General features: G+C 63.1%; 24 protein-coding genes. 10 read left to right on the forward strand and 14 right to left on the reverse strand.

Annotated elements, in window-relative coordinates; genetic code table 11:
* Positions 1–129: 129 nt before the first annotated feature.
* Entirely contained in the window at positions 130–681 is a 552-nt protein-coding gene (locus tag C7451_RS14960; protein WP_110299767.1) for a YbjN domain-containing protein, read from the reverse strand.
* A 140-nt stretch (positions 682–821) separates the two neighbouring features.
* On the opposite strand from C7451_RS14960, the gene C7451_RS14965 reads away from it, so the two are divergent.
* The 5 genes from C7451_RS14965 to C7451_RS14985 all read left to right on the forward strand — a co-directional run bounded on the left by C7451_RS14965 (position 822) and on the right by C7451_RS14985 (position 5894).
* Complete coding sequence (locus C7451_RS14965) at positions 822–2261, forward strand: AMP nucleosidase (RefSeq protein ID WP_110299768.1); 1440 nt, start codon at positions 822–824, stop codon at positions 2259–2261.
* A gap of 162 nt (positions 2262–2423) precedes the next feature.
* Positions 2424–2765, forward strand: coding sequence for an ArsR/SmtB family transcription factor (locus C7451_RS14970; RefSeq protein ID WP_110299769.1), 342 nt, complete (start codon positions 2424–2426; stop codon positions 2763–2765).
* Positions 2766–2802: 37 nt separating this feature from the next.
* Positions 2803–3474, forward strand: a complete 672-nt coding sequence (locus tag C7451_RS14975) for a carbonic anhydrase (RefSeq protein WP_110299770.1) — start codon at positions 2803–2805, stop codon at positions 3472–3474.
* Positions 3475–3511: 37 nt separating this feature from the next.
* Positions 3512–5131 (forward strand): SulP family inorganic anion transporter, encoded by a 1620-nt coding sequence (locus C7451_RS14980; RefSeq protein WP_244181939.1) that lies wholly within the window; start codon positions 3512–3514, stop codon positions 5129–5131.
* Between the two features lie 187 nt (positions 5132–5318).
* Positions 5319–5894: a hypothetical protein gene (locus C7451_RS14985; protein WP_110299771.1), complete on the forward strand. Its 576-nt coding sequence runs from the start codon at positions 5319–5321 to the stop codon at positions 5892–5894.
* 142 nt (positions 5895–6036) lie between these two features.
* Here the strand turns inward: C7451_RS14985 and C7451_RS14990 are convergent, their stop codons facing one another.
* From C7451_RS14990 to C7451_RS15000, 3 genes are all read right to left on the reverse strand, one after another.
* The gene (locus C7451_RS14990; RefSeq protein WP_110299772.1) at positions 6037–7878 is read right to left on the reverse strand and encodes a M2 family metallopeptidase; all 1842 of its coding nucleotides are present in this window, start codon (positions 7876–7878) and stop codon (positions 6037–6039) included.
* Between the two features lie 61 nt (positions 7879–7939).
* On the reverse strand, positions 7940–8707 hold the full coding sequence (locus tag C7451_RS14995) for an alpha/beta fold hydrolase (RefSeq protein WP_110299773.1): 768 nt from the start codon (positions 8705–8707) through the stop codon (positions 7940–7942).
* Positions 8704–9354, reverse strand: coding sequence for a 2-hydroxychromene-2-carboxylate isomerase (locus C7451_RS15000; RefSeq protein ID WP_110299774.1), 651 nt, complete (start codon positions 9352–9354; stop codon positions 8704–8706). The genes C7451_RS14995 and C7451_RS15000 overlap by 4 nt, the downstream gene beginning before the upstream one ends.
* A gap of 93 nt (positions 9355–9447) precedes the next feature.
* Between C7451_RS15000 and C7451_RS15005 the strand changes: the two genes are divergently transcribed.
* From C7451_RS15005 to C7451_RS15015, 3 genes are read left to right on the forward strand one after another with little or no spacing between them, the layout of a single operon-like run.
* Entirely contained in the window at positions 9448–9882 is a 435-nt protein-coding gene (locus C7451_RS15005; RefSeq protein WP_110299775.1) for a MarR family winged helix-turn-helix transcriptional regulator, read from the forward strand.
* A complete protein-coding gene (locus C7451_RS15010) occupies positions 9875–10987 on the forward strand; it encodes an HlyD family secretion protein (protein WP_110299776.1) in 1113 nt (370 codons plus the stop codon). Before C7451_RS15005 ends, C7451_RS15010 begins: the two co-directional genes overlap by 8 nt.
* 6 nt (positions 10988–10993) lie before the next feature.
* Complete coding sequence (locus C7451_RS15015; RefSeq protein WP_167398569.1) at positions 10994–12580, forward strand: DHA2 family efflux MFS transporter permease subunit; 1587 nt, start codon at positions 10994–10996, stop codon at positions 12578–12580.
* A 24-nt stretch (positions 12581–12604) separates the two neighbouring features.
* On the opposite strand, the gene C7451_RS15020 is transcribed toward C7451_RS15015, so the two are convergent.
* The 10 genes from C7451_RS15020 to ffh all read right to left on the reverse strand — a co-directional run bounded on the left by C7451_RS15020 (position 12605) and on the right by ffh (position 18914).
* On the reverse strand, positions 12605–13024 hold the full coding sequence (locus C7451_RS15020) for a type II toxin-antitoxin system VapC family toxin (protein WP_110299777.1): 420 nt from the start codon (positions 13022–13024) through the stop codon (positions 12605–12607).
* Positions 13008–13274 (reverse strand): FitA-like ribbon-helix-helix domain-containing protein, encoded by a 267-nt coding sequence (locus C7451_RS15025; RefSeq protein ID WP_146215386.1) that lies wholly within the window; start codon positions 13272–13274, stop codon positions 13008–13010. The genes C7451_RS15020 and C7451_RS15025 overlap by 17 nt, the downstream gene beginning before the upstream one ends.
* A gap of 50 nt (positions 13275–13324) precedes the next feature.
* A complete protein-coding gene (locus C7451_RS15030; RefSeq protein ID WP_023836467.1) occupies positions 13325–14350 on the reverse strand; it encodes an aspartate-semialdehyde dehydrogenase in 1026 nt (341 codons plus the stop codon).
* Positions 14351–14609: 259 nt separating this feature from the next.
* Positions 14610–14999 (reverse strand): 50S ribosomal protein L19, encoded by a 390-nt coding sequence (rplS, locus tag C7451_RS15035; protein ID WP_110299779.1) that lies wholly within the window; start codon positions 14997–14999, stop codon positions 14610–14612.
* A gap of 10 nt (positions 15000–15009) precedes the next feature.
* Positions 15010–15741, reverse strand: a complete 732-nt coding sequence (gene trmD / locus C7451_RS15040) for a tRNA (guanosine(37)-N1)-methyltransferase TrmD (RefSeq protein ID WP_110299780.1) — start codon at positions 15739–15741, stop codon at positions 15010–15012.
* A complete protein-coding gene (locus C7451_RS15045; RefSeq protein ID WP_110299781.1) occupies positions 15738–16112 on the reverse strand; it encodes a type II toxin-antitoxin system VapC family toxin in 375 nt (124 codons plus the stop codon). The genes trmD and C7451_RS15045 overlap by 4 nt, the downstream gene beginning before the upstream one ends.
* Positions 16109–16384 (reverse strand): hypothetical protein, encoded by a 276-nt coding sequence (locus tag C7451_RS15050; protein WP_110299782.1) that lies wholly within the window; start codon positions 16382–16384, stop codon positions 16109–16111. The genes C7451_RS15045 and C7451_RS15050 overlap by 4 nt, the downstream gene beginning before the upstream one ends.
* A 31-nt stretch (positions 16385–16415) precedes the next feature.
* A complete protein-coding gene (rimM, locus tag C7451_RS15055; protein ID WP_110299783.1) occupies positions 16416–16889 on the reverse strand; it encodes a ribosome maturation factor RimM in 474 nt (157 codons plus the stop codon).
* Positions 16890–16939: 50 nt separating this feature from the next.
* Positions 16940–17368, reverse strand: coding sequence for a 30S ribosomal protein S16 (gene rpsP / locus C7451_RS15060; protein ID WP_110299784.1), 429 nt, complete (start codon positions 17366–17368; stop codon positions 16940–16942).
* 40 nt (positions 17369–17408) lie between these two features.
* Positions 17409–18914, reverse strand: a complete 1506-nt coding sequence (gene ffh, locus C7451_RS15065; RefSeq protein WP_110299785.1) for a signal recognition particle protein — start codon at positions 18912–18914, stop codon at positions 17409–17411.
* A 410-nt stretch (positions 18915–19324) separates the two neighbouring features.
* On the opposite strand from ffh, the gene C7451_RS15070 reads away from it, so the two are divergent.
* Both C7451_RS15070 and dapF read left to right on the forward strand, forming a co-directional pair.
* The gene (locus C7451_RS15070; protein WP_110299786.1) at positions 19325–21019 is read left to right on the forward strand and encodes a putative bifunctional diguanylate cyclase/phosphodiesterase; all 1695 of its coding nucleotides are present in this window, start codon (positions 19325–19327) and stop codon (positions 21017–21019) included.
* A 41-nt stretch (positions 21020–21060) separates the two neighbouring features.
* On the forward strand, positions 21061–21855 hold the full coding sequence (dapF, locus tag C7451_RS15075) for a diaminopimelate epimerase (RefSeq protein WP_110299787.1): 795 nt from the start codon (positions 21061–21063) through the stop codon (positions 21853–21855).
* Position 21856 lies beyond the last annotated feature (1 nt).

Consider the following 21856-nt stretch of genomic DNA (forward strand, 5'->3'; position numbering starts at 1 on the left):
CAAAAGGGCCGGGTTCCAGCAATGGAGCCCGGCCCTTTTATGTTCAGGGGCAGCTTTGTTCACGCATGGCGCACATCCAGGCTCCCCTCCCTGACCAGGGAGCGCAATGTCAGCTGTGGATCAGCACGGTCACTGCGCTGGCGGGTTCACCACTTCCTGGTTGAACCGCTGGGCCAGCACCACGAAATTGGTCACTTCGCGGCGCAGCGTGCCGCGCTTCACCCCGAAATCGCTGATCAGATAGCGAGCGACGAACGGCTCGCCCGCGACCGAGACGCCAGCCTTGCTGAACTCGTACATCCGGTTGAAATCGGCGGCAGCACCCGCAAGATTCTGGGCATTGCGCTCCGCAGGCTTGGGCCAGAAGGCGAGCAGATACAGCCCCTGACACTGGTTCGGCTGGCTCGGTGGGCAGGCGGTGAAGAACATGTTGACCTTGAGCTGGCCGAAACTGGCCTCGACATAGGGCCGGCCTTCGGGAGTCTGGCGATCGGCGATTGTCACCGAGTTGCCGAACGGTGACAGGATTTCGCGGACGCTGGCCGGTGTAAAGGCATTGACCTCGGTCCGGTCATCCGCATTCTCCTGCGCCAGGACGGGCACGGCAGGGGCGAGGAGCAGCAGGGCGATGGCGCCTGCGGTCCGCAAAAGGGCGCTTGGCCGCAGCGTTTTCAATGTCATCGCTCCATTTCCTGATGTTCCTGATCGCCGGCGGCATCATAAGCGGTGCGCGCGCCGGGTTGCAACCACCTGGAATCAGGTGCTCGGCAGCGGCTTACAACGGTAATGACAGTGACATCCAGAGTCGTTAAGAGCTTAACATGAGCACTATCGAAACCATCATCTCCCAGCTTGCCGACCATTACGAGCAGTCGGTCCATACTCTCCAGACCGCGATCCGCGCCTTTGTCGAACACGGCACGCCGCCCGATCCGGCGCTGCGCGCGAACGGAGCGTTCAGCTATCCCTGCCTGCGCATCGAATATGACGGCCATGAGCGCGGCCCCGCGCCCGGCCTGTCCTTCGGTCGCCTGAATGCACAGGGGGTCTACACAACCACGGTCACCCGGCCGCGCATGTTCGCGGACTATCTGACCGAACAGCTCACCCTGCTCAGCGAAAATTACGATGTGACCATGTCGGTGGGAGCGAGCGATCAGGAGATCCCCTTCCCCTATGTCCTCGACGGGATTTCGGGACCGGAGCTGGGCGGTATCACACCGCTCGAACTGGCGCGCTATTTCCCGACTACCGAGCTCGCCGATATCGGCGACGAGATTGCCGACGGGTTCCTGTCTTTCGGCTATGGCGGCGAAAGGCCCTTGTCGCTGTTCGACGGACTGCGCACCGATTTCTCGCTGGCGCGGCTGCGGCACTATACCGGCACCCCACCCGAGCATGTCCAGCGCTTCATCCTGTTCACCAACTATCACCGCTATGTCGATGAATTCGTTGGCTGGGCCTGCAGCCAGATCGGAAAGGGCCATTATACCGCGCTGTCGGGCGCGGGCGGCCTCTATACCGACGAGCCCGGGGCAGACCCCAGCCAGCTGGTTGCGGACAGCGCCTGGCGCCGGCATCAGATGCCTGCCTATCATCTGATTGCGCCCGATTTCGGCGGGATCACGCTGGTCAATATCGGCGTCGGCCCCTCGAATGCCAAGACGATTACCGATCACCTTGCCGTGCTGCGCCCCGAGGTGTGGCTGATGATCGGCCATTGTGGCGGCCTGCGTCCGACCCAGCGGATCGGCGACTATGTGCTGGCCCATGCGTATCTTCGAGACGACCATATCATGGACGAGGTGCTGCCGCCCGAAATCCCCATCCCGCCAATCGCCGAGATCCAGCAGGCACTCGCAGGGGCCGCCGAAGAAATCTCGGGCACCAGTGGTGCGGACCTCAAGCGGCGGATGCGCACCGGCACCGTCGTCACCACCGACGACCGCAACTGGGAACTACGCTATTCGACCAGCGCGCTGCGCTTCTCGCAATCGCGCGCGGTCGCGATCGACATGGAAAGCGCAACGATCGCGGCACAAGGCTATCGCTTCCGTGTGCCTTACGGGACTCTGCTATGCGTTTCGGACAAGCCGCTGCACGGCGAGTTGAAGCTCCCCGGCCAGGCGAATCGCTTCTACGAGGAGGCCATCGCCGCACACATGCAGATCGGCATCCGCACCTGCGAGATGCTGCGCGGGGAAAGCAACAGCCTGCACAGCCGCAAGCTGCGCGCGTTCAACGAACCGCCGTTCCGCTAACCGGCACTGCTCGGCAACATCGCCAACTCCAAAGGGCCACATGGGCGAGCAAGTCTCAACCCATTGTGGCCCTTGCGCTTTCTGCCCATTCGTTACCGTAACATCTGCATATATTTGCAGGTATGTATTGACCTAGTTTAGCGGATAGCCATAATCGATGGCATGCCGCACCGTGTCCCTGTCGCTCGTGAACTGGCCGAGGTCTTCAAGCTGATCGCGCATCCCGACCGGATTCGCCTGATCGAGGAGCTTCGCACCGGCGAGTGCGATGTCAGCACGCTGGCGGAAAAGCTGAACCTGCCGCCCACCCGCCTTTCCCAGCATCTCAGCCTGTTGCGCACCGCGCGCATGGTGGAGGAACGGCGCAACGGCCGGCAGCATCTCTATCGCCTGGCCCAGCCGCAGATCGCCGGCTGGATCACCGACGGGCTCGCCTTTGTCGAGGCCCGTGCCCCTGCGGCCCTGGCCGGAGATTTGCGCGAGGTGCGCGAACTCTGGTCGTGAACACACCACCCCTTAAGCCTCAACAAGGAGCATCCCCATGCCTCATTTCGCCGCCGGCGTCGTCCGCTTCCAGACCGAAGTCTTTCCCGAAAAGCAGGAGCTGTTCGAAAGTCTGGCCAAGGGCCAGTCACCCGAAGCCCTGTTCATCACCTGCTCGGATTCGCGCATCGAAACCGCGATGATCACCCAGACCGAGCCGGGCGAGCTGTTCATCTGCCGCAATGCCGGCAACATCGTGCCCCCGCACACCCAGCAGACCGGCGGCATGACCGCGTCGATCGAGTTCGCGGTCGCCGCGCTCAAGGTCCCGCATATCGTGGTCTGTGGCCATACCGAATGCGGTGCGATGAAGGGCGCGATGAACCCCGAAGGTCTCGACAGCCTGCCGCATGTCCGCGAATGGCTGGGCTATTCGCGTGCGGCAGTCGAGGTGGTCAAGCATCTGGGCGCCGATCTGGACGATGATGCGAAGATGAAGATGCTGCTCGAACAGAACGTCATCCTGCAGCTCAACCATCTCAAGACGCACCCTTCCGTCGCAGTGCGGCTCGCGATGGGCGATCTTCAGCTGCACGGCTGGGTCTATGACATCAAGACCGGTGACGTGACCGCCTATGACGAGGCGACAGGCAAGTTCAATCCGGTGCACGAGCATTATGCCAGCGAAATGGCAGCCCTGGCGCTCGAAAAGCACCAGTGCGCCGCCTGATCGGAAGCCTGAAACGCCTCATTCAAGGACACTGGTCATGACTGCAGCAACCGCCCAGATGGGTGAATTCGAGACGATGAAGCGGAGCTGGCCCCAGGACCTGCTCGCTTCGGTCGTCGTGTTTCTGGTGGCGCTCCCGCTCTGCCTTGGCGTCGCCATCGCATCGGGCGCGCCGCCCGCTCTTGGTCTGATCACTGGCATTATCGGCGGTCTGGTCGTCGGCACTCTGGCGGGATCGCCGCTGCAGGTCAGTGGCCCTGCTGCGGGCCTTGCGGTTCTGTGCTATCAGCTGGTCCAGGAACAGGGCCTGATCATGATGGGAGTGGTCGGACTGATTGCCGGCGCGCTCCAGCTGATCGCGGGCATAGCACGGCTCGGTCAATGGTTCCGCGCCATCTCCCCCTCGGTGATCCACGGCATGCTGGCCGGCATCGGCGTGCTGATCCTCGGGTCGCAATTCCATGTGATGATCGACGACAGCCCGCGCGGCAGCGGCATCCAGAACCTGCTGTCGATCCCCGAGGCGATCTACAAGGCAATCTTCCCGATGGCCATGGACAGCCATCACCTCGCGGCGATCACGGGCGTTGCCACGATCGCGGCGATCCTGATCTGGAACCAGTTCAAGCCCAAGCAGCTGGCCATGGTCCCTGCCCCGCTGATCGCGGTGATTGTCGGCACTCTGGTCGCGGCCTTTGCCGGGTTCGATATCAAGCGCGTCACCGTGCCCGACAATATCGTCGCCTCGCTCAACATCCCGACCATGGAAGCGCTGCAGCGCGGCCTGACGATGGAAATCCTGCTGCTTGGCGTGGTTTTCGCCTTTGTTGCCAGCGCAGAAACGCTGCTGTGCGCCACAGCCGTCGATCAGATGCACACCGGTCCGCGCACCAAGTATGACAAGGAACTGCGCGCTCAGGGCATCGGCAACATGCTGTGCGGCGCGGTCGGCGCGCTGCCGATGACCGGCGTGATCGTGCGCTCCTCTGCCAATGTGCAGGCGGGCGCCAAGTCGCGCATGTCGGCGATCATGCACGGCGTGTGGATCCTGGCTACGGTCGTCGCCCTGCCCTGGCTGCTCGCGTTGATCCCGACCGCCGCGCTGGCTGCAATCCTGGTCTATACGGGCTACAAGCTGGTCAACATCGCGCAGATCAAGAAGATCGCCTCCTACGGCCGTGTCGAACTGGCGATCTATTTTACCACGCTGGGCGGCATCGTGGTGTTCGACCTGCTGACCGGCGTGATCATCGGCTTCGTGCTGGCAACGGCCAAGGTGGTCTATACCTTCACCCATGTCCGGGTCGATCTGGAGGATGACGAGATGGCGGGCCGTACCGACGTGTTCCTGCACGGGTCGGCGACCTTCTTTTCCATCCCGCGTCTTGCCGGCGTGCTGGAAACCGTGAAGCCGGGTCGCGAGGTGCATGTGCATGTCGAGCATCTGGACCATATCGACCATGCCTGTCTCGACATGCTGGGTGCATGGGAGAAGCAGCACAAGGCAACTGGCGGCAGCATGGTGATGGAATGGCAGGACCTGCGCGAGCGCTATGCATCGCCCTATCAGAAGATGCAGGATTCGGCCGATGGCGAAGGCACCTGGCCAGGAGACGGGCCAAAAAAAGCCAGGCCGGTGCTTGAGCCGGCGGCCTGATCCGGGCCAGACAGATCATCCGCAAAAAGACATGGCCACCGGAGCGATCCGGTGGCCATTTTCGTGTCCGTTGGTCGAAAGATTTGATCCGGACACCGAACGGCGCGGAACAAAGCGCAGGGCATGGCGTATTGGTTGCGATGTCGGGAGGTTCGCACCTGCCCGATCGATATCAAAGGAGATCACCATGAGTGACGCCATCAAGAACGCCGCCGAACGCATCAAGGCCGATGCCCTCAATCTGGCAGAGCGTGCCCGCAGCGAAGCTTCCAGCGCGTTCGCCTCGGTCAACGACAATCGTGACGAGCTGCGCTCCAAGGCGAGCGAGACAGCAAGACTGGCCGGCGAAGTGATCGCGGAGAATGCAAGGATCGCCTCGGATCTGGTCAAGCGCAATGCGTCGGCTGCAGCCGCGATCATCACCGAAAATGCCAAGTCGCTGACGACCGAAGTTGGCCCGCTGCGCGACAAGGCCGACGAACTGGCGCACGATGCGAGCGAGCGTCTGGCGGTGGTTGCACGCGAACTGTCCGGCAAGGTCAGCGAGAACAGCCGCTATGCGGCCCAGCAGGCCCGGGCCCATCCCGCGCTCGCGCTTGGTCTCGCGGCAGGCGGCATCGCGCTGATTGCTGCAGCCATTGCCGTGTCGCGTCGCAACAAGAACGCGGCCGCGACGACGCCCGACGAGAATAGCGATTATGTCGATCAGAATGTCGTGCCCTCAACCACGGGCGCTGCCGGAACGGCCTACAACGTTCACTGATCGTCTCGGAGTCAGGAGCCGCGCTCGATTCCCTCAGGCGCGGAGCCTCGGGGCCTGTGTTCCAGACAGAGGCGCCCCCCGCTTCCGGAGGGCAGGCCCCAAATCTAGTGGAAGAAGCCAACTTCAGGGGCAGGCGATGCGGTCACCAACCGCATTGCTTGCCCTTATTTTCTTCCTTGAGCCACGTCTGCAGCGGCGCGAAATATTCGACCAGCGCCGTTCCGTCCATTTCACGCGATCCGGTGAACGCCTCGAGTGCATCGGGCCAGGGCTTTGACGCGCCCATTTCAAGCATCGCGTTCAGCCGGTTGCCCACTTCCTTGTTGCCATAGAAGCTGCAGCGATGGAGCGGCCCCTTCCATCCCGCAATGTCGCACGCTGCCTTGTAGAACTGGAACTGCAGGATGCGCGCCAGGAAATAGCGGGTATAAGGCGTGTTGCCCGGGATGTGGTATTTCGCGCCGGGGTCGAAGGCATCATCCGGTCGATCGGCGGGCGGCACGATGCCCTGATATTGCAGACGCAGCGCCGTCCAGGCGTCGTTGTAGCCGGTGGGCTTGATGCTGCCGTCGAACACGCCCCAGCGCCAGCGATCGACCAGCAGGCCGAACGGCAGGAAGGCAAGCTTGTCCATGCCCTGGCGCAGCAACAGGCCCAGATCCTTGTCCGCACCCGGCACCTTCGCCTTGTCGAGCAGGCCGATCTCGACCAGATAATCGGGTGTGATCGAGAGCGCGACCATGTCGCCGATCGCCTCGTGGAAGCCATCGTTCGCGCCATCGAGATGCAGCGGATCCTGCTGGTTATAGGCGCGCTGGTAATAATTGTGCCCCAGTTCGTGATGGATCGTGGTGAAATCGTCGGCATTCACCTTGATGCACATCTTGATGCGGATATCGTCCATGTTGTCGATGTCCCAGGCCGAGGCATGGCACACGACCTCGCGGTCCTGCGGCTTCACGAATTGCGAGCGCTGCCAGAACGTCTCCGGCAGCGGCGCAAAGCCCAGTGACGAAAAGAAGCCCTCGCCGGTCTTCACCATCTTTAGCGGATCGTAATTCTTCGCCTTGAGCAGTTCGGTCACGTCATAGCCGATATCGCCCGCGCCCGCCGGCGCCACGACATCATAGATATTGCCCCATTCCTGCGCCCACATGTTGCCGAGCAGGTCGGCGCGGATCGGGCCAGTCTTCGGCTGCACCGCATCGCCATATTTCTCGTTCAGCTTGGTGCGGGTGTAGCAATGCAGGTCGTCATAGAGCGGCTTGACCTGCTGCCACAGCTTCTCGGTGAGCGCGGCGAACTCGTCCGCGCTCATGTCATACTGGCCGCGCCACATGGCCCCCACATTCCTGAAGCCCAGCTCGCGCGCACCCTGGTTGGCGATCTCGACCATGCGCGCATAATCGTCCTTCATCGGCGCGCCGACATTGTCGTGCCAGCTCACCCACATTTCCTTGAGCTTTGCCGGATCGCGGACATCGCCCATCGCCGCCTCGATATCCGATCCGCTGACCGGCTTGCCGTCGAGCGTTCCCTTGCCCTTGCCGTAGATCGACTGAAGCTCGGTCGCGATGGTGTTGAGTTCGGCCGCCGCACCCTCGGTGGTCGGCGCAGGCAGCACGATGCCGCCGCGCAGCTTGTCGAGCTTGCGCCGCGTCTCTTCGCTGAGGCCCGGAACGTCGTTATACTTGGCCGCCTCGAGCGCGAAGCGTACCTGCATCTCGGTGCCCTTGGCGCCGACTTCGGCGGCGAGCGCATTGGTATCGTCGGTCAGATAGGTCGAGTTGATCCAGAACACCCGGCTTGCCGAGACCGTGTAATCGAAGCCCTCCTTCTCCGCCGCCGCGACAAAGGCCTCGGCATCGGCGGCGGTCGGCTTGGCCGCAGCGGCCTGCGGGGCCACCTCTTCGGCAAAGGCCGGGGCAGCGACAGTCGCAACCGACAGCGCGATCACGGATGCAAGCGATTTGAACGATTTCATGAGCGAGGTCCTTGTGCGAACGGCAATTCGCGACGGACGATGGAACCCCGGCGCGGCAGCGTCAAGTGGTCAGAAATGAAACCATTTCTTCGGCCAGCGCCGGTTCGAGCACGCTCGACATGTGCGTGCCCTTGATCTCGCGATAGGTCGCGTTCTTGAGCTGGCGCGCGAGTTCGGGTGCGGAACCGTTGTCCTGGTCGTCCGCGCCGCAGACCACCAGCACCGGCACATCACGGGCAACCAGCGCATCGGTATCGACCACGCCGAAGCTGTCGAGCAGCAGCCGGGCCGCGACCGGATCGATCCCCTGCGTCTTCATGAAGGCAACCGCCATGAAATGCGGGTCGCCGCGCTTCACCTCGTCGCGCCGGTCGATCGCGGTGACGAAAAAATCGCGCCGCCGCGTCCAGCCGGTCAGCCCTTGCCAGCCCATGCCCGCAAGGATCGCCTTGCCCGGCGTCACGCCCGCCGCCAGCAGCTTCGCCGTGGTGCGCGCGCCGAGTGAAAATCCGCCCAGATCGAAATCGTCGAGCCCCAGCGTGTCGATCAACGACAGCGCATCATCGACCAGCACGTCATGCGGATAAGCCGCCGGATCATGCGGTGCCGCACTCTGCCCGTGCGCGCGCAGATCGGGCATGACGACGCGATAGCCCGCTGCCGCCAGCCGCGCCGCGTGCCCGAACTTGATCCAGTTGGTCTCCGCGCTGGAGAACAGTCCATGCAGCAGCAGCAGCGGCCTGCCCTCGCCGGTTTCGTGCACGGCCAACGGGGTGCCGTCGAAGGAGCGTATGCGGGTGGTGGTGATGCTGGGAATGGTTGCGGTCATCCCCGCTCTTTAAGGCCTGCCTGCTCCATGCGCCAGATGGCAAGTCCGATGCGGTCCTGGCCGAAAAAGGGTTCGCCCTGGAACACCAATGTCGGCACGCCCCAGTGCCCTGCCATTTCGAGCGCCTGCTGGTTGGCGGCGAGTTCGGCGTCGAGCGCCTCGGCTTCGGCAACCGCGATCGCGTCGAGTTCGGCGAGGTCCAGCCCCGCGCGTTCGGCTGCATGCTTCAGGTGATCGCCCTCGTGCCAGCCGGCGGTGCCGCCCCAGATGAGCTGCGACACCTCGTCGCAGAACGCCAGGCTCTTGCCCATGCGCGCTGCGGCCTGGCCCATGCGGGTGATGCGATAGATATAGGGCTGTTCCGCCGCAATCGTCCGCGTGGCCATGTCCTGCACGATCGGATCGGGATTGGGCGGGAAGAAGGGAATTTCCAGATATTGCGACAGGCGAAACACGTCGGTCAGCGTGTAGCGCAGCCAGCCGGGATGATTGCGCTCGAAAAATGTCGGCTCGCGCACTGCGAGTGGATATACCGGGCGCAGATTGAGCGTCAGGTCATATTGCTCTTCCATCGCGCGATAGCGACGCATCGCCAGATAGCTGTAGGGGGAGCGGAACGACCAGAATATATCGGCTGTGAGTGTCATGTCACACAGACTGCCAAAACATGGCGTTTTGTGCAATCGGAATTGTGCTCAGTGCACTTCCATATAATGTCATATGCTATTATATCGCATGCCATGACAGACTCGATCGGATTTCTCCTCAACGATACTGCCCGGCTCTATCGCCGGACGCTTGATGGCATGTTGCGCGATCTGGGGATGACCAGCCTGCAATGGCGCACGGTCGCGCGGCTGAACCGCGAACCGGGCATGCGGCAGAGCGAGCTGGCCGATCTGCTCGAGGTCGAGCCGATTACCCTGTCGCGCATGATCGACCGGCTGGCCGATAGCGGCATGGTCTGCCGCAAGCCCGACCCCAATGACCGGCGCGCCTGGAACCTGTATCTCACCGACAAGACCGACGGGCTGATCCGCCAGCTGGAAGCCGAGGCCAGGCGAGTCGAGGATCATGCCTTTGCCGGTCTCAGCCAAGACGAGCGCCACGTGCTCGCCGGGCTGGTAGAGCGTGTCCGCGCCAATCTTTCGCGCAAGGAGGCCGTCGATGCTTGACCGCGACGAACGCATATCGGTGAGCGAGGATATGGTGGAAGTCGATTCCCCTTCGGGTGCCGCCGCCCCTTCGCCGGTTGCGCAGCAGCCATCTGAAAAGGCTCCCCGCAAGTGGCTGAAGCGGGTGGTGATGGTTTCGGTCCCGCTCGCGCTGGCGGTGGCGGGCGGCTATTACTGGCTTTCGGGCGGGCGCTATGTCTCGACCGACAATGCCTATGTCCAGCAGGACAAGGTCGCCGTGACGTCCGAGGTCGGCGGCCCGATCATTGATGTGCGCGCAGCCGAGAACATGGCGGTGAAAGCGGGCGACGTGCTCTTCCGCATCGATCCTGAGCCCTATGAGCTGGCGGTGCGTCAGGCCGACGCCGATATCGCCGGAGCCGAGGTATCGGTCGCGACGCTCGCCAGCGAGGCGCGCTCGACCGGGGTGGGCATTGCAGCGGCGCAGGATGCGATCGACTATGCCAGGATCGATCTGGAGCGCCAGCAGGCACTGATGGCGCGCGGTTTCACCACCAAGGCGCGGCTCGACGAGGCCGAGCGCCGCGTCCAGATGGCGCGCGAACAGCTGCGCGCGGCGCAGGCCGATGCCGCCGATGCCCGTGCAAAGCTCGCGACCGGCAGCGCAGTGCCTGGCGTCAATCCCGCGATTGCGCAGGCGCGCGTGCGCCGCGAGACCGCTGCGCTGAACCTTGCCCGCACCGTCGTCCGCGCGCCGGTGAGCGGCCGCGTCGTCCAGGCCGATCGGCTGCAAAAGGGTCAGGCAATGGTCGTCGGTCTGCCCGCGCTGACGCTGGTGGTCGATGACCGCAGCTGGATCGAGGCGAATTTCAAGGAAACCGATCTCGACCATATGCGCGTTGGCCAGGCAGCCGAGGTAACACTCGATGCCTATCCCGACCTCAAGCTCACCGGCCGGGTCGAGAGCATCGGCGCAGGCACCGGCGCGGAATTTTCGGTGCTGCCCGCGCAGAACGCGACCGGCAACTGGGTCAAGGTGACGCAGCGCGTGCCGGTGCGCATCCGGCTCGACAAGCCCGCCGACCGTCGCCTGATCGCGGGGCTTTCCGCCGAGGTCACCGTCGATACCGGCAAGCGCAAGTAACCGGCGATGGCCAGCCGAGCCGCACCTGCCCCCGCATCACGCACCGAGCCGTCGCCTGCTGCACCGGGCGATGTCGCGACGCTGCCGGTCAGGCATCACGGCCTTTTGACGCTGGCGGTGATGATGGCGTCGATCATGCAGATCCTCGACACCACCATAGCCAATGTCGCGCTGCCGCACATGGAATCGAGCCTGGGCGCGACATCGGAAACGGTGACCTGGGCGCTGACCAGCTATCTTGTCGCTTCGGCGATCGCGATCCCGATCACCGGCTGGCTGGCCGAACGGATCGGATCGCGCAACCTCTTCATCTGGGCGGTCATCGCCTTCACGCTTTCCTCGCTGCTCTGTGGCGCCGCGACGAGCCTAGGCGAAATGGTGCTGTTCCGCGCCTTTCAGGGGATCAGCGCGGCGTTCATCGGCCCGCTGTCGCAGACCGTGCTGATGGACATCAATCCGCCCAGCAAGCAGGCAAAGGCCATGGCTTTATGGGGCATGGGCATCATGGTCGGACCGATCATGGGCCCGGTGATCGGCGGCTGGCTGACCGAGAACTACAACTGGCGCTGGGTGTTCCTGATCAACGTGCCCTTGGGCATCGTTACCGTCATCCTGATGCTGTGGCTGCTGCCCAGCCGCCCGAAGACCGATCGCCGGTTCGATCTGTTCGGCTTCTCGATGCTGGCACTCGGCCTCGCCAGCATGCAGGTGATGCTCGACCGCGGTACACAGCTCGACTGGCTCAGCAGCACCGAAATCCTGATCGAGGGCGCGATCGCCATCGCCTGTCTGTGGATGTTTGCCTTGCATATGCTCTGGGGCAGGCAGCCGCTGTTCGACCGCACGCTGCTGGGCAATCCCAACATGGCCGCTGCGCTGCTGTTCATGCTCGTCGTCGGCATGGTGATGTTTGCGAGCATGGCCTTGCTGCCGCCGATGCTGCAGCAGCTGTTCGGCTATACCGTGCTCGACACCGGCCTGCTGCTCGCCCCGCGCGGCTTCGGCATCCTCGTGTCGATGGCGATTGCAGGTCGCCTGGTGACGAGGATCGACCCGCGTTACCTGATGGTTACCGGGGCCATCATCACGACCTACTCGCTCTACATGATGACCGGCTGGTCGCTGGAGATGAGCTGGCAGCCGATGGTGGTTGCCGGTCTCGTCCAGGGCCTGGGCATGGGGCTGGTGTTCATACCCTTGAACATGACGGCCTTCTCGACGCTGCAGCCGCGCCACCGCACCGACGGCGCCAGCCTGCTGAACCTGTCGCGGAGCATCGGCGCGTCGATCGGCATCGCAGGCATGACCGCCCTGCTCAGCCGCAACATCCAGGTCAGCCATGGTGATCTTGCCGCGCATATCACCGACAGCACGCTCTCCGCGATCGACTCCGGAACGATCGAGAAGTTTGGCTCGCTGGGCGATGCGACGATGATGGCGATCAATGGCGAGGTCAACCGCCAGGCTGCAATGATCGCCTATATCGACGATTTCCACGCAATGATGCTCATCAACCTGTGCGCGATCCCGCTGCTGCTCCTGCTGCGCCGCCCCGCGAACATGGGCGGCTTGCCAGTGCATATCGGGGAATGAGCCGACGCATCTTGCTTTGCCGGGTCAAGCATAGTCGGAAAGATCGACGACCAATTGTGCATAGTCCGACCGGGCAACGCGTTTCAGCAATTCCTTGTCTGCGGTGACCATCTTGCAAGCCATTCGACGGGCCATCTCTATATACAGGCAATCGTAGATCGGGTGGCGCAAGTGGAACGCGATAGCCAACGCACCGCTGACCAGTTCTGAGGACGGCAGCATTTGACTGAAGAATTCAGGCAGTTCCTTCAGATGCTGCTCGGCATGAATCTCTGCCAATTCCGATTGCTTGACCTTGCGCCACAGCGTGCTGGCCGCTTCCACCATCAACCAATCGGGCGCAATTAGCGGATCAGGGATTTCGAATAGCTGCCGCGCCGCCGAGGTATCATGCTCGCGGACGAGCCACTTTACAGCCACGCTTGCGTCAACGACCAGCGTCATCGACCCATTTGCCGTGTTGGGTATCGCGATCCTCGCGAACGATGAGGGTGCTGTCGCTGCCCAAGGGGGCACCCGGCGGCCTGAGTGCCAGTGCCTTTTCCGACATCTGCCGCAATTGTGCGGCGGGCTTCTTGATCAATGGGCGGTGCGCCTCGATGATGTCGCGCAGCTCCGCCTCGAGCGAAGTGCCCCGCTCACGCGCGAGGGCACGATAGCTTTTCAGCGTTTCGTCGCTAATCTTCCGGATCAAGACCTGTCCCATGCCCGCGATGATAGCAAAATGCTATCATCGCGGCAAGATCAGCCCTTTTTGAGGTGGCGCCGGCCGAGCAGCTCGGCGATCTGCACGGCGTTGAGCGCAGCCCCCTTGCGCAGGTTGTCCGACACGCACCACAGGGAGATGCCATTCTCGACCGTGCTGTCGTCGCGGACGCGGCTGATATAGGTCGCGCCATCGCCGACGCATTCGACCGGGGTGACGTATCCGCCGTCCTCGCGCTTGTCGACCAGCATGATGCCCGGGGCCTCGCGCAGGATCTTCTGGGCATCCTCGGCGGACAGCTCGTTCTCGAACTCGATGTTCACCGCTTCGGAATGGCCGACGAACACCGGCACGCGCACGCAGGTTGCGGTCAGCTTGATCTTGGGGTCGAGGATCTTCTTGGTCTCGACCACCATCTTCCACTCTTCCTTGGTCGAACCATCGTCCAGGAATACGTCGATATGCGGGATGATGTTGAAGGCGATCTGCTTGGTGAACTTCTTGGGCTCGGCGCTGTCGCCGACAAAGATGTTGCGCGACTGCTCGAACAGTTCGTCCATGCCTTCCTTGCCGGCGCCCGACACCGACTGATAGGTGGCGACGACAACGCGCTTGATCGTCGCGGCATCATGCAGCGGCTTCAGTGCGACGACGAGCTGTGCGGTAGAGCAATTGGGATTGGCGATGATGTTGCGCTGCGTATAACCGTCGATCGCATCGGGGTTCACTTCGGGCACGATCAGCGGAACGTCAGGCTCCATGCGATAGAGCGACGAGTTGTCGATGACCACACAGCCCTGCGAGGCAGCCTTGGGCGCGTAGATCTTGGTAGCGGCCGAGCCCGCGGCAAACAGCGCGATATCCCAGCCGGTGAAATCGAAATGCTCGATATTCTGGACCTTGAGCATCTTGCCGGTTTCGCCGAACTCGATCATCGAGCCCGTGGAACGCGGCGAGGCAACGGCCGCAATCTCGGCAATCGGAAACTCGCGCTCCGCCAGGATGGCGAGCATTTCGCGACCGACATTTCCGGTCGCGCCGACAACGGCAACACGATAACCCACTTGATCTGTCCTCCAGTGCAATGCCCGGCGCGCCTAGCCGCTTACCCCCCGCAATACAAGCCGCGAGTAAGCCGGACGAGGCTTCACCTTGCATATCGTTTCGCGCGAAAAGGGTTTCACGCAGTTTTCGTTCCCGTCAGCACGTCATCGGGCAGCATGCTTTCGCCTGAGGCCCTTCTGTGCTGACGCGAGGCAAAGAAAAAGGGGCGATCCGACCGGACCGCCCCTCTTCCTGTTTCTGGGGATGAACCCCGGAATTTCAGCTTTCGGCGCTGTCCTTCGCCGGACGGTTGTCCCGGCGCTCGGCAATACGCGCGCGTTTGCCGGTCAGGCCACGCAGATAATAGAGCTTCGCACGACGCACGACACCGCGACGGACGACGGTGATCGAATCGATGTTCGGCGAGTAGAGCGGGAACACGCGCTCGACGCCCTCACCGAACGAGATCTTGCGCACGGTGAAGTTGGAGCCCAGGCCCCGGTTCGAGCGTGCAATGCACACGCCTTCATAGTTCTGGACGCGGGTGCGGTCGCCTTCGACCACGCGCACGCCGACGCGAACGGTATCGCCAGCCCGGAAATCGGGGATGGACTTCTTCGACTTGAATTCCTCGATAGCTTCCGCTTCGAGCGTCTGGATGAGGTTCATATGACCTGTCCTATGTCTTTCGCCGCGCACCAGAGGGCGACCGATCCGGAGTGCCCCCATGGCGCTCCCAAAGATCCGGCCGCCTTAGCCGTGTGATCTCCGCAGCCTGTGCTTCACGCCAGGCCCGGATTTTCGCGTGATCCCCCGATCGCAGCACTTCGGGGATCGCACGCCCTTCCCAGATTTGAGGTCGGGTGTAGTGCGGATATTCGAGCAAACCGTTCTCGAACGATTCTTCGTCTCCGCTGGAAGACGCGCCCATTACATCGGGCAACAGCCGAACGCAAGCGTCAAGCAGCACCAGAGCCCCGGTTTCTCCGCCCGAAAGCACGTAATCGCCGATCGAAATTTCCTCGATCGGCCGCGCCTCGAACAAGCGCTGGTCGAATCCCTCGAAGCGACCGCAGAGAATCGTGACCCCCGGCCCTGCTGCGAGCTGACGCACGCGTTGCTGCGTCAACGGAACTCCGCGCGGCGTCATTGCGATAATGGGCGCATCCGGCGACCGCTCCAGCGCATGATCGACCGCCGAAGCGAGCACATCGGCGCGCAGCACCATCCCCGCCCCGCCGCCCGCTGGCGTATCATCGACGCTGCGGTGCCTGTCGGTCGCAAAATCGCGGATCTGGATGGCATCGAGCGACCATCGCCCCTCTGCCAGCGCCCGCCCGGCGAGGCTGTGGCCGAGCGGCCCGGGGAACATCTCGGGATAGAGTGTGAGGACTTGGGCGGCGAAGGTCATAGGGTCCAGTTCTCGACCTTCAGGCCGGGAATGTCGGCGAAGTCCTTTTCATTATCCGTGACGAGGACGACGTCCAGCGCAAGTGCCTGTGCCGCGATAAGCCGGTCGAAGCTGCGGCGCTTGAACGGAAGCGTCGCATAGGCGCGTGCCGCAAAAAAATCGAACGGCAACACCGGTACCTCCTCCAGAAATGCCTGCAGTTGCGCAAAAGCGGGCGGCTTTCCGCGCACCGATCCGAGCGCCACTTCCCCGATTGCCACGGCTGATGTCACCAGATCGCCTTCAAAGCATTCTGCCGCGCGCGCAACGACGCCTGCATCAGCGTTCATGGTCAAAAGGATGATGATATTGCTGTCGAGCAGATACTTCATGCTTCATTGCCGCCGTCCAGCAAATCCCAACGCAGCGGCCTGGCTTCAATAGCCCGGTCCTCTGGCTTGATGCGTTTCAGGCTGGTGGCAGAGCCCGCCACCTTGTCGATGTTGAACTTGCGCCTTTGCTCGCCCACTGCCCGGACCAGAAATTCACCGTCCTTCTCGACGATGGTCCATTCGCGGTCCGGCTCGATGCCCAGCGCGGCAGGCATGCGAATGGCGACGGAATTGCCCGACTTGAAGCTCTTTGCGCGGTATTCCTTGCCCATCAGAGCCTCCTGTATATACGCGATGTATATACTATTCAGCCCAGACGGGGTCAATGATCACGCTGGCATCGGTGATTTCGCCGACGTTGACCGGCACCATGAAGCTCTTGCCGTCTTCGCCCACTATATCGAGCACATCGCCCGCACCGAAATTCTCGACCGCGCGAACGGTGCCGAGCGCGGTGCCGCTTTCCGACACCACAGGCAGTCCGATCAGGTCGGCATGATAATATTCGCCCTCGCCCAAGGGCGGAAGCGCGGAGCGGGGAACGGTGAGTTCGGTGCCGCGCGCGGCCTCTGCCGCGTTGCGGTCGGTTATCTCGGCAAAGCGCGCGATGCCGAGGTCCTTTTGCGGACGCAGCGACTTGAGCGTCAGCGCGCCGTTGTTGAAGCTCTTGTGCGCCTTGAGCGCATCGAGCCCCGAGCCGAACAGCTTCACGCGCACCTCGCCGGTCACGCCATGCGCGCCGACGATCACGGCCAGGGTGATGGGGCGGTCAGCCATCGCAGAACCGGAGCCGGAGTGGTCGAAGAGGACCACTCCGGCTCAGTCGATCAGCCTTCGGCCTGTTCGGCAGCAGCTTCTTCAGCCGGTGCTTCTTCAGCAGCAGGCGCTTCGGCAGCGGCCTTGGCGGCTTCTTCGGCTTCAGCGATCTTCGCAGCCTTTTCCTCGGCGCGTTCCTTGGCCTTTTCGCCCGGCTCGCCCTTCTTGGGGTTCACGGTTGCCTTGCGCTCCTTGAGGCCGGCGGCGTCGAGGAAGCGGGCCACGCGATCGGTGGGCTGTGCGCCGACCGAAAGCCAGTGCTTGGCGCGCTCTTCGTTGATCTTCACGCGCTCGCCCGAATCCTTGGCGAGCAGCGGGTTGTAGGTGCCGATCTGCTCAAGATACTTGCCGTCGCGGGGCGCGCGGCTGTTGGCGACGACGATCTTGTAATAGGGGCGCTTCTTGGAACCGCCGCGCGACAGACGCATGGAAATCGACATTGTAGACCTTACCTTTCTGATAAATTTGAAAAAAACGAAATCACTTCTTCTTGTTGAAATTCTGAAAACCGGGGGGGAGCCCGCCGGGAAGGCCGGGAAGCCCTCCTGCAATGCCCTTGCCACCTCCGCCGCCGAGCAGCCCAGCAATGTCGTCCTCGGTCGGCATCTTGCCACCGCCAAGGCCGCCCATGCCGCCATCTCCGCCGCCACCGCCGCCAAACATGGCGGCGAGCCCCTTCAATCCGCCCATCTTGCGGATCTTCTTCATCGCGCCTTCCATCTCCTGGTGCATCTTGATCACCCGGTTGACTTCCTGCACGGTGGTACCCGATCCCTTCGCGATGCGAATCTTGCGCTTGGCGTTGAGCAGGCCGGGCTTCTCGCGCTCCTTGGGCGTCATAGATCCGATGATCGCATCCATGTGCACCAGCACCTTGTCCTCGATGCCGCTCGCCTGCATTGCAGCCTTGGCCTTTTTCATGCCCGGCATCATGCCAGCCAGCGCGCCCAGACCGCCCATCTTGGTCATCTGCCTGAGCTGGGTGCGCAGGTCGTTCATGTCGAACTGACCCTTGGCCATCTTGGCCGCGAGCTTGTCGGCATCTTCCTTCTCGACCGTCGCCGCGGCCTTCTCGACCAGGCTGACGACATCGCCCATGCCGAGGATGCGGCCCGCGACACGGCCTGGATGGAACGGCTCGATCGCGTCCATCTTCTCGCCCATGCCGACGAACTTGATCGGACGGCCGGTGACCGCGCGCATCGAAAGCGCCGCACCGCCACGCGCATCGCCGTCCATGCGGGTGAGCACCACGCCGGTCAGCGGGACCTGATCGGAGAAGTTCTGCGCGACATTGACCGCGTCCTGACCGGTCAGCGAGTCGACGACGAGCAGGATTTCCTTCGGGGTAGCCTCGGCGGCGACCGCCTTCATCTCGTCCATCAGCTGCTGATCGACATGCAGACGGCCTGCAGTATCGAGCATCACAACGTCGAACGACTGCAGCTTGGCCGATTGCAGCGCACGCCGCGCAATATCGACCGGCATCTGGCCGGCGACGATCGGCAGCGTGGCGACATTGACCTGCTCGCCCAGAACCTTGAGCTGCTCCTGCGCGGCTGGACGCTGCACGTCGAGCGAGGCCATCATCACCTTCTTGCCGTGTTTTTCCTTCAGCAGCTTGGCGATCTTGGCGGTGCTGGTGGTCTTGCCCGAACCCTGCAGGCCGACCATCATGATGACGGCGGGCGGCGCAACGGCAAGGTCGAGGTCGCTCGCTTCGGAGCCCAGCATCTCGGTCAACGCGTCGTTGACGATCTTGACGACCTGCTGGCCGGGCGCGACCGACTTGAGCACCGCCTGGCCGACAGCCTGTTCGGTGACGGTGTTGATGAAATCGCGGACGACCGGAAGAGCAACGTCCGCCTCGAGCAGCGCGATGCGGACTTCGCGCATCGCGGCGCGGACATCTTCTTCCTTCAGCGCACCGCGACCGCGCAGCCGGTCGAACACGCCGCCAAGGCGATCAGTCAGATTATCGAACATATCCGCTTCTCCTTCTGTCCGCCCACATGGCTGCCCGGCACGATCCGATCAAGGACACCCTTCAAACCTGAATACCAAACGCAAAAATCGCCGGTGGGCGAAACCTCGCCGACCGGCGCGCGCATGGACCGACACTGCGGTATAAGCGGCTCAACTGGGTGCCCCATGCGCAGATCCTGCCCATGAAGCTCCGGCGCCCTTAGCGCAGGGGCAGCCGGTTGGCAAGCGTCAAGCTGGGCACAACACTTCTCCCGATAGGCAGAAAGACACGTTAATGCGCTGTTTACCATCGCAGTCCGCAGAAATGCAGGACATTCCACCAGAATGGCGGTTTCGGTGTAAACACTCTTTTAACGCTCCTTGCTTAGTCTTCCCCCATTCGGCCGGATGCCTCATTCCGGTTGAGGGGAATGAATGTGCAGCAGGATGCCTCCGCCAATACCGGCAGCAGCCGTACCGACACGCTGAGTGGCCGCGTCACCCGCAGCCGCGATTTCGTCGTTGGCGGCATCATGACGGCGGCCATCGTGATGTTCGTCGGATCGGCAGGGAGTGTGCTCCCCGATGCCCTGGGCCGGATCTACGGGCAGGAAGTTTCGCCCGACAATATCGCCGTGACCGCGCTGCTGCTCAACATCGCGCTGATCATCTTCGGCTGGCGCCGCTATGGCGAATTGCACCGCGAGATCGCGCATCACAAATACGCCGAGGAGCAGGCCAAGACGCTGGCCGTCACCGACCCGCTGACCGGATGCCTCAACCGCAGGGCCATCGGCGAGGCGAGCGCGAACCTGATCGCGCAAGCGGCGCGACGCGACATGACCGTGGCCTATCTGATGATAGACCTGGATAACTTCAAGAATATCAACGACATCCAGGGTCATGATGCAGGCGACAAGGTGCTGGTCGAGGTTGCCCAGCGGTTGAAGGCCACTATGCCGCCCAACAGTCATGTCGCGCGGCTGGGCGGCGACGAGTTCGCCTGCACCTTCATCTTCGACGCCGATTTCCCGGAAACCGTGCAGCGAGTGGCAGAAGACCTGATCGAGCAGGTCAGCAAGCCGATTACCGGCCCGGCCAGCAGCGGGACCGCCGAACTGACGGTAACAGCCTCGATCGGCATCGCGCGCGCCGACCAGTGCGAGAACAGCCTGGACGTGCTGATGCGCCGCGCCGACATTGCGATGTACGCCAGCAAGAAACACGGCCGGAACCGCTATTGCTGGTTCGACCCGCGCATGGAAAACGAGGTCCAGTTCCGCAACAAGATCGAATCGGGCATGCGCATCGGCATCAGCCGGGGCGAGTTCGTGCCGTATTACGAGCAGCAGATCGATCTCAACACCGGCATGCTGATCGGTTTCGAGGTTCTTGCGCGCTGGAACTCGCCCGAGCTCGGCCAGATTTCTCCAGAGATCTTCATCCCCATCGCCGAGGATACCGGCATGATCGGCGATCTTTCGGCCAGCGTCATGCGCCAGGCGATGGAGGATGCACGCGGCTGGGACCAGAGCCTGACCATATCGGTCAATATCTCCCCGGTGCAGCTGCGCGACCCTTGGCTGGCGCAGAAGATCGTCAAGCTGCTGGTGGAGACGGGCTTCCCTGCCAGCCGTCTGGAAATCGAGATCACCGAAAGCTGCCTGTTCGAGAATATGGGCCTCGCCCAGTCGATCATCGGCAGCCTGAAGAACCAGGGTGTGCGCGTCGCGCTCGACGATTTCGGCACCGGCTACAGCTCGCTTGCGCATCTGCGCGCGCTGCCATTCGACCGCATCAAGATCGATCGCAGCTTCGTCACCTCGATGAACGAAAGCAAGGAAAGCCGCGCCATCGTGCAGACCATCGCTCTGCTCGGCGAGTCGATGGGCCTGCCGATCACTGCCGAAGGGATCGAGGATGGCGAACTGATCGCGCATCTCGCGGAGATCGGCTGCGCCAAGGGTCAGGGCTTCCATTTCGGCCAGCCGCTCTCGATCGAACAGGCCCGCCGCCTGCTCGCCGAACGCAACATGCTGGGCCTGGGCTGGACGCCGCAGCCGGTGCCGCAGGACGATGCAGAGCCGCTCACCGAGCCGCAGCTGCGCGCCGCACGCGGCGAGTGATAGCGCTTAACAAGCGCCTCCCCAGCGTCTAAAGCGCCGCCATGGCGCAACACCGCTTTCACAAGATGCACGGTCTGGGCAATGACTTCGTCATTTTCGATGCCCGGAATCATGACCTTGCCCTGACCGGCGAGCAGGCGCGCGCGCTGGCCGATCGCCATCGCGGCATCGGCTGCGATCAGCTGGTCGTGATGCGCCCGTCGGCCAAGGCCGATTTCGCGATGCAGATCTTCAACCAGGATGGTGGCGAGGTCAGCGCCTGTGGCAATGCCACCCGCTGCGTAGTCGCGCTGGCGGGGCGCGATGTGGTGATCGAAACGGGCGCAGGGCTGTTGCAAGGGCAACTGGGCGATGGCGAGGTCAGCATCGACATGGGTCTGCCCGGGCTAGACTGGGATGCGATCCCCCTCGCCTATCCGATGGACACGCTCACCATGCCCGTGGGCTGGGAGGATCTGACTGATCCCGCCGCCGTCAGCATGGGCAATCCGCATGTGATCTTCTTTGTACCCGATACGCACGCAGTCCCGCTCGACCGGCTGGGGCCGCTGATCGAGAATGACCCGCTCTTCCCGGAGCGCGTCAATGTCAATGTCGCGCATCTGGCCGAGGACGGCCTGCACCTGCGCGTCTGGGAGCGCGGCGCGGGACTGACGCTCGCGTGCGGCACGGGCGCCTGTGCCACCGCAGTCGCCGCGATCCGGCGCAAGCTGGTCACCGGCCCGGTTGCGGTGCATCTGCCCGGCGGCATGCTCACCATCGACTGGCAGCCCGGTGGATCGGTCCGGATGGCGGGGCCCGCCACCCATGTCTTCACCGGCGAGATCGACCTCTGAC

The sequence above is a fragment of the Blastomonas natatoria genome (genome assembly GCF_003201955.1).
GTDB lineage: Bacteria > Pseudomonadota > Alphaproteobacteria > Sphingomonadales > Sphingomonadaceae > Blastomonas > Blastomonas natatoria.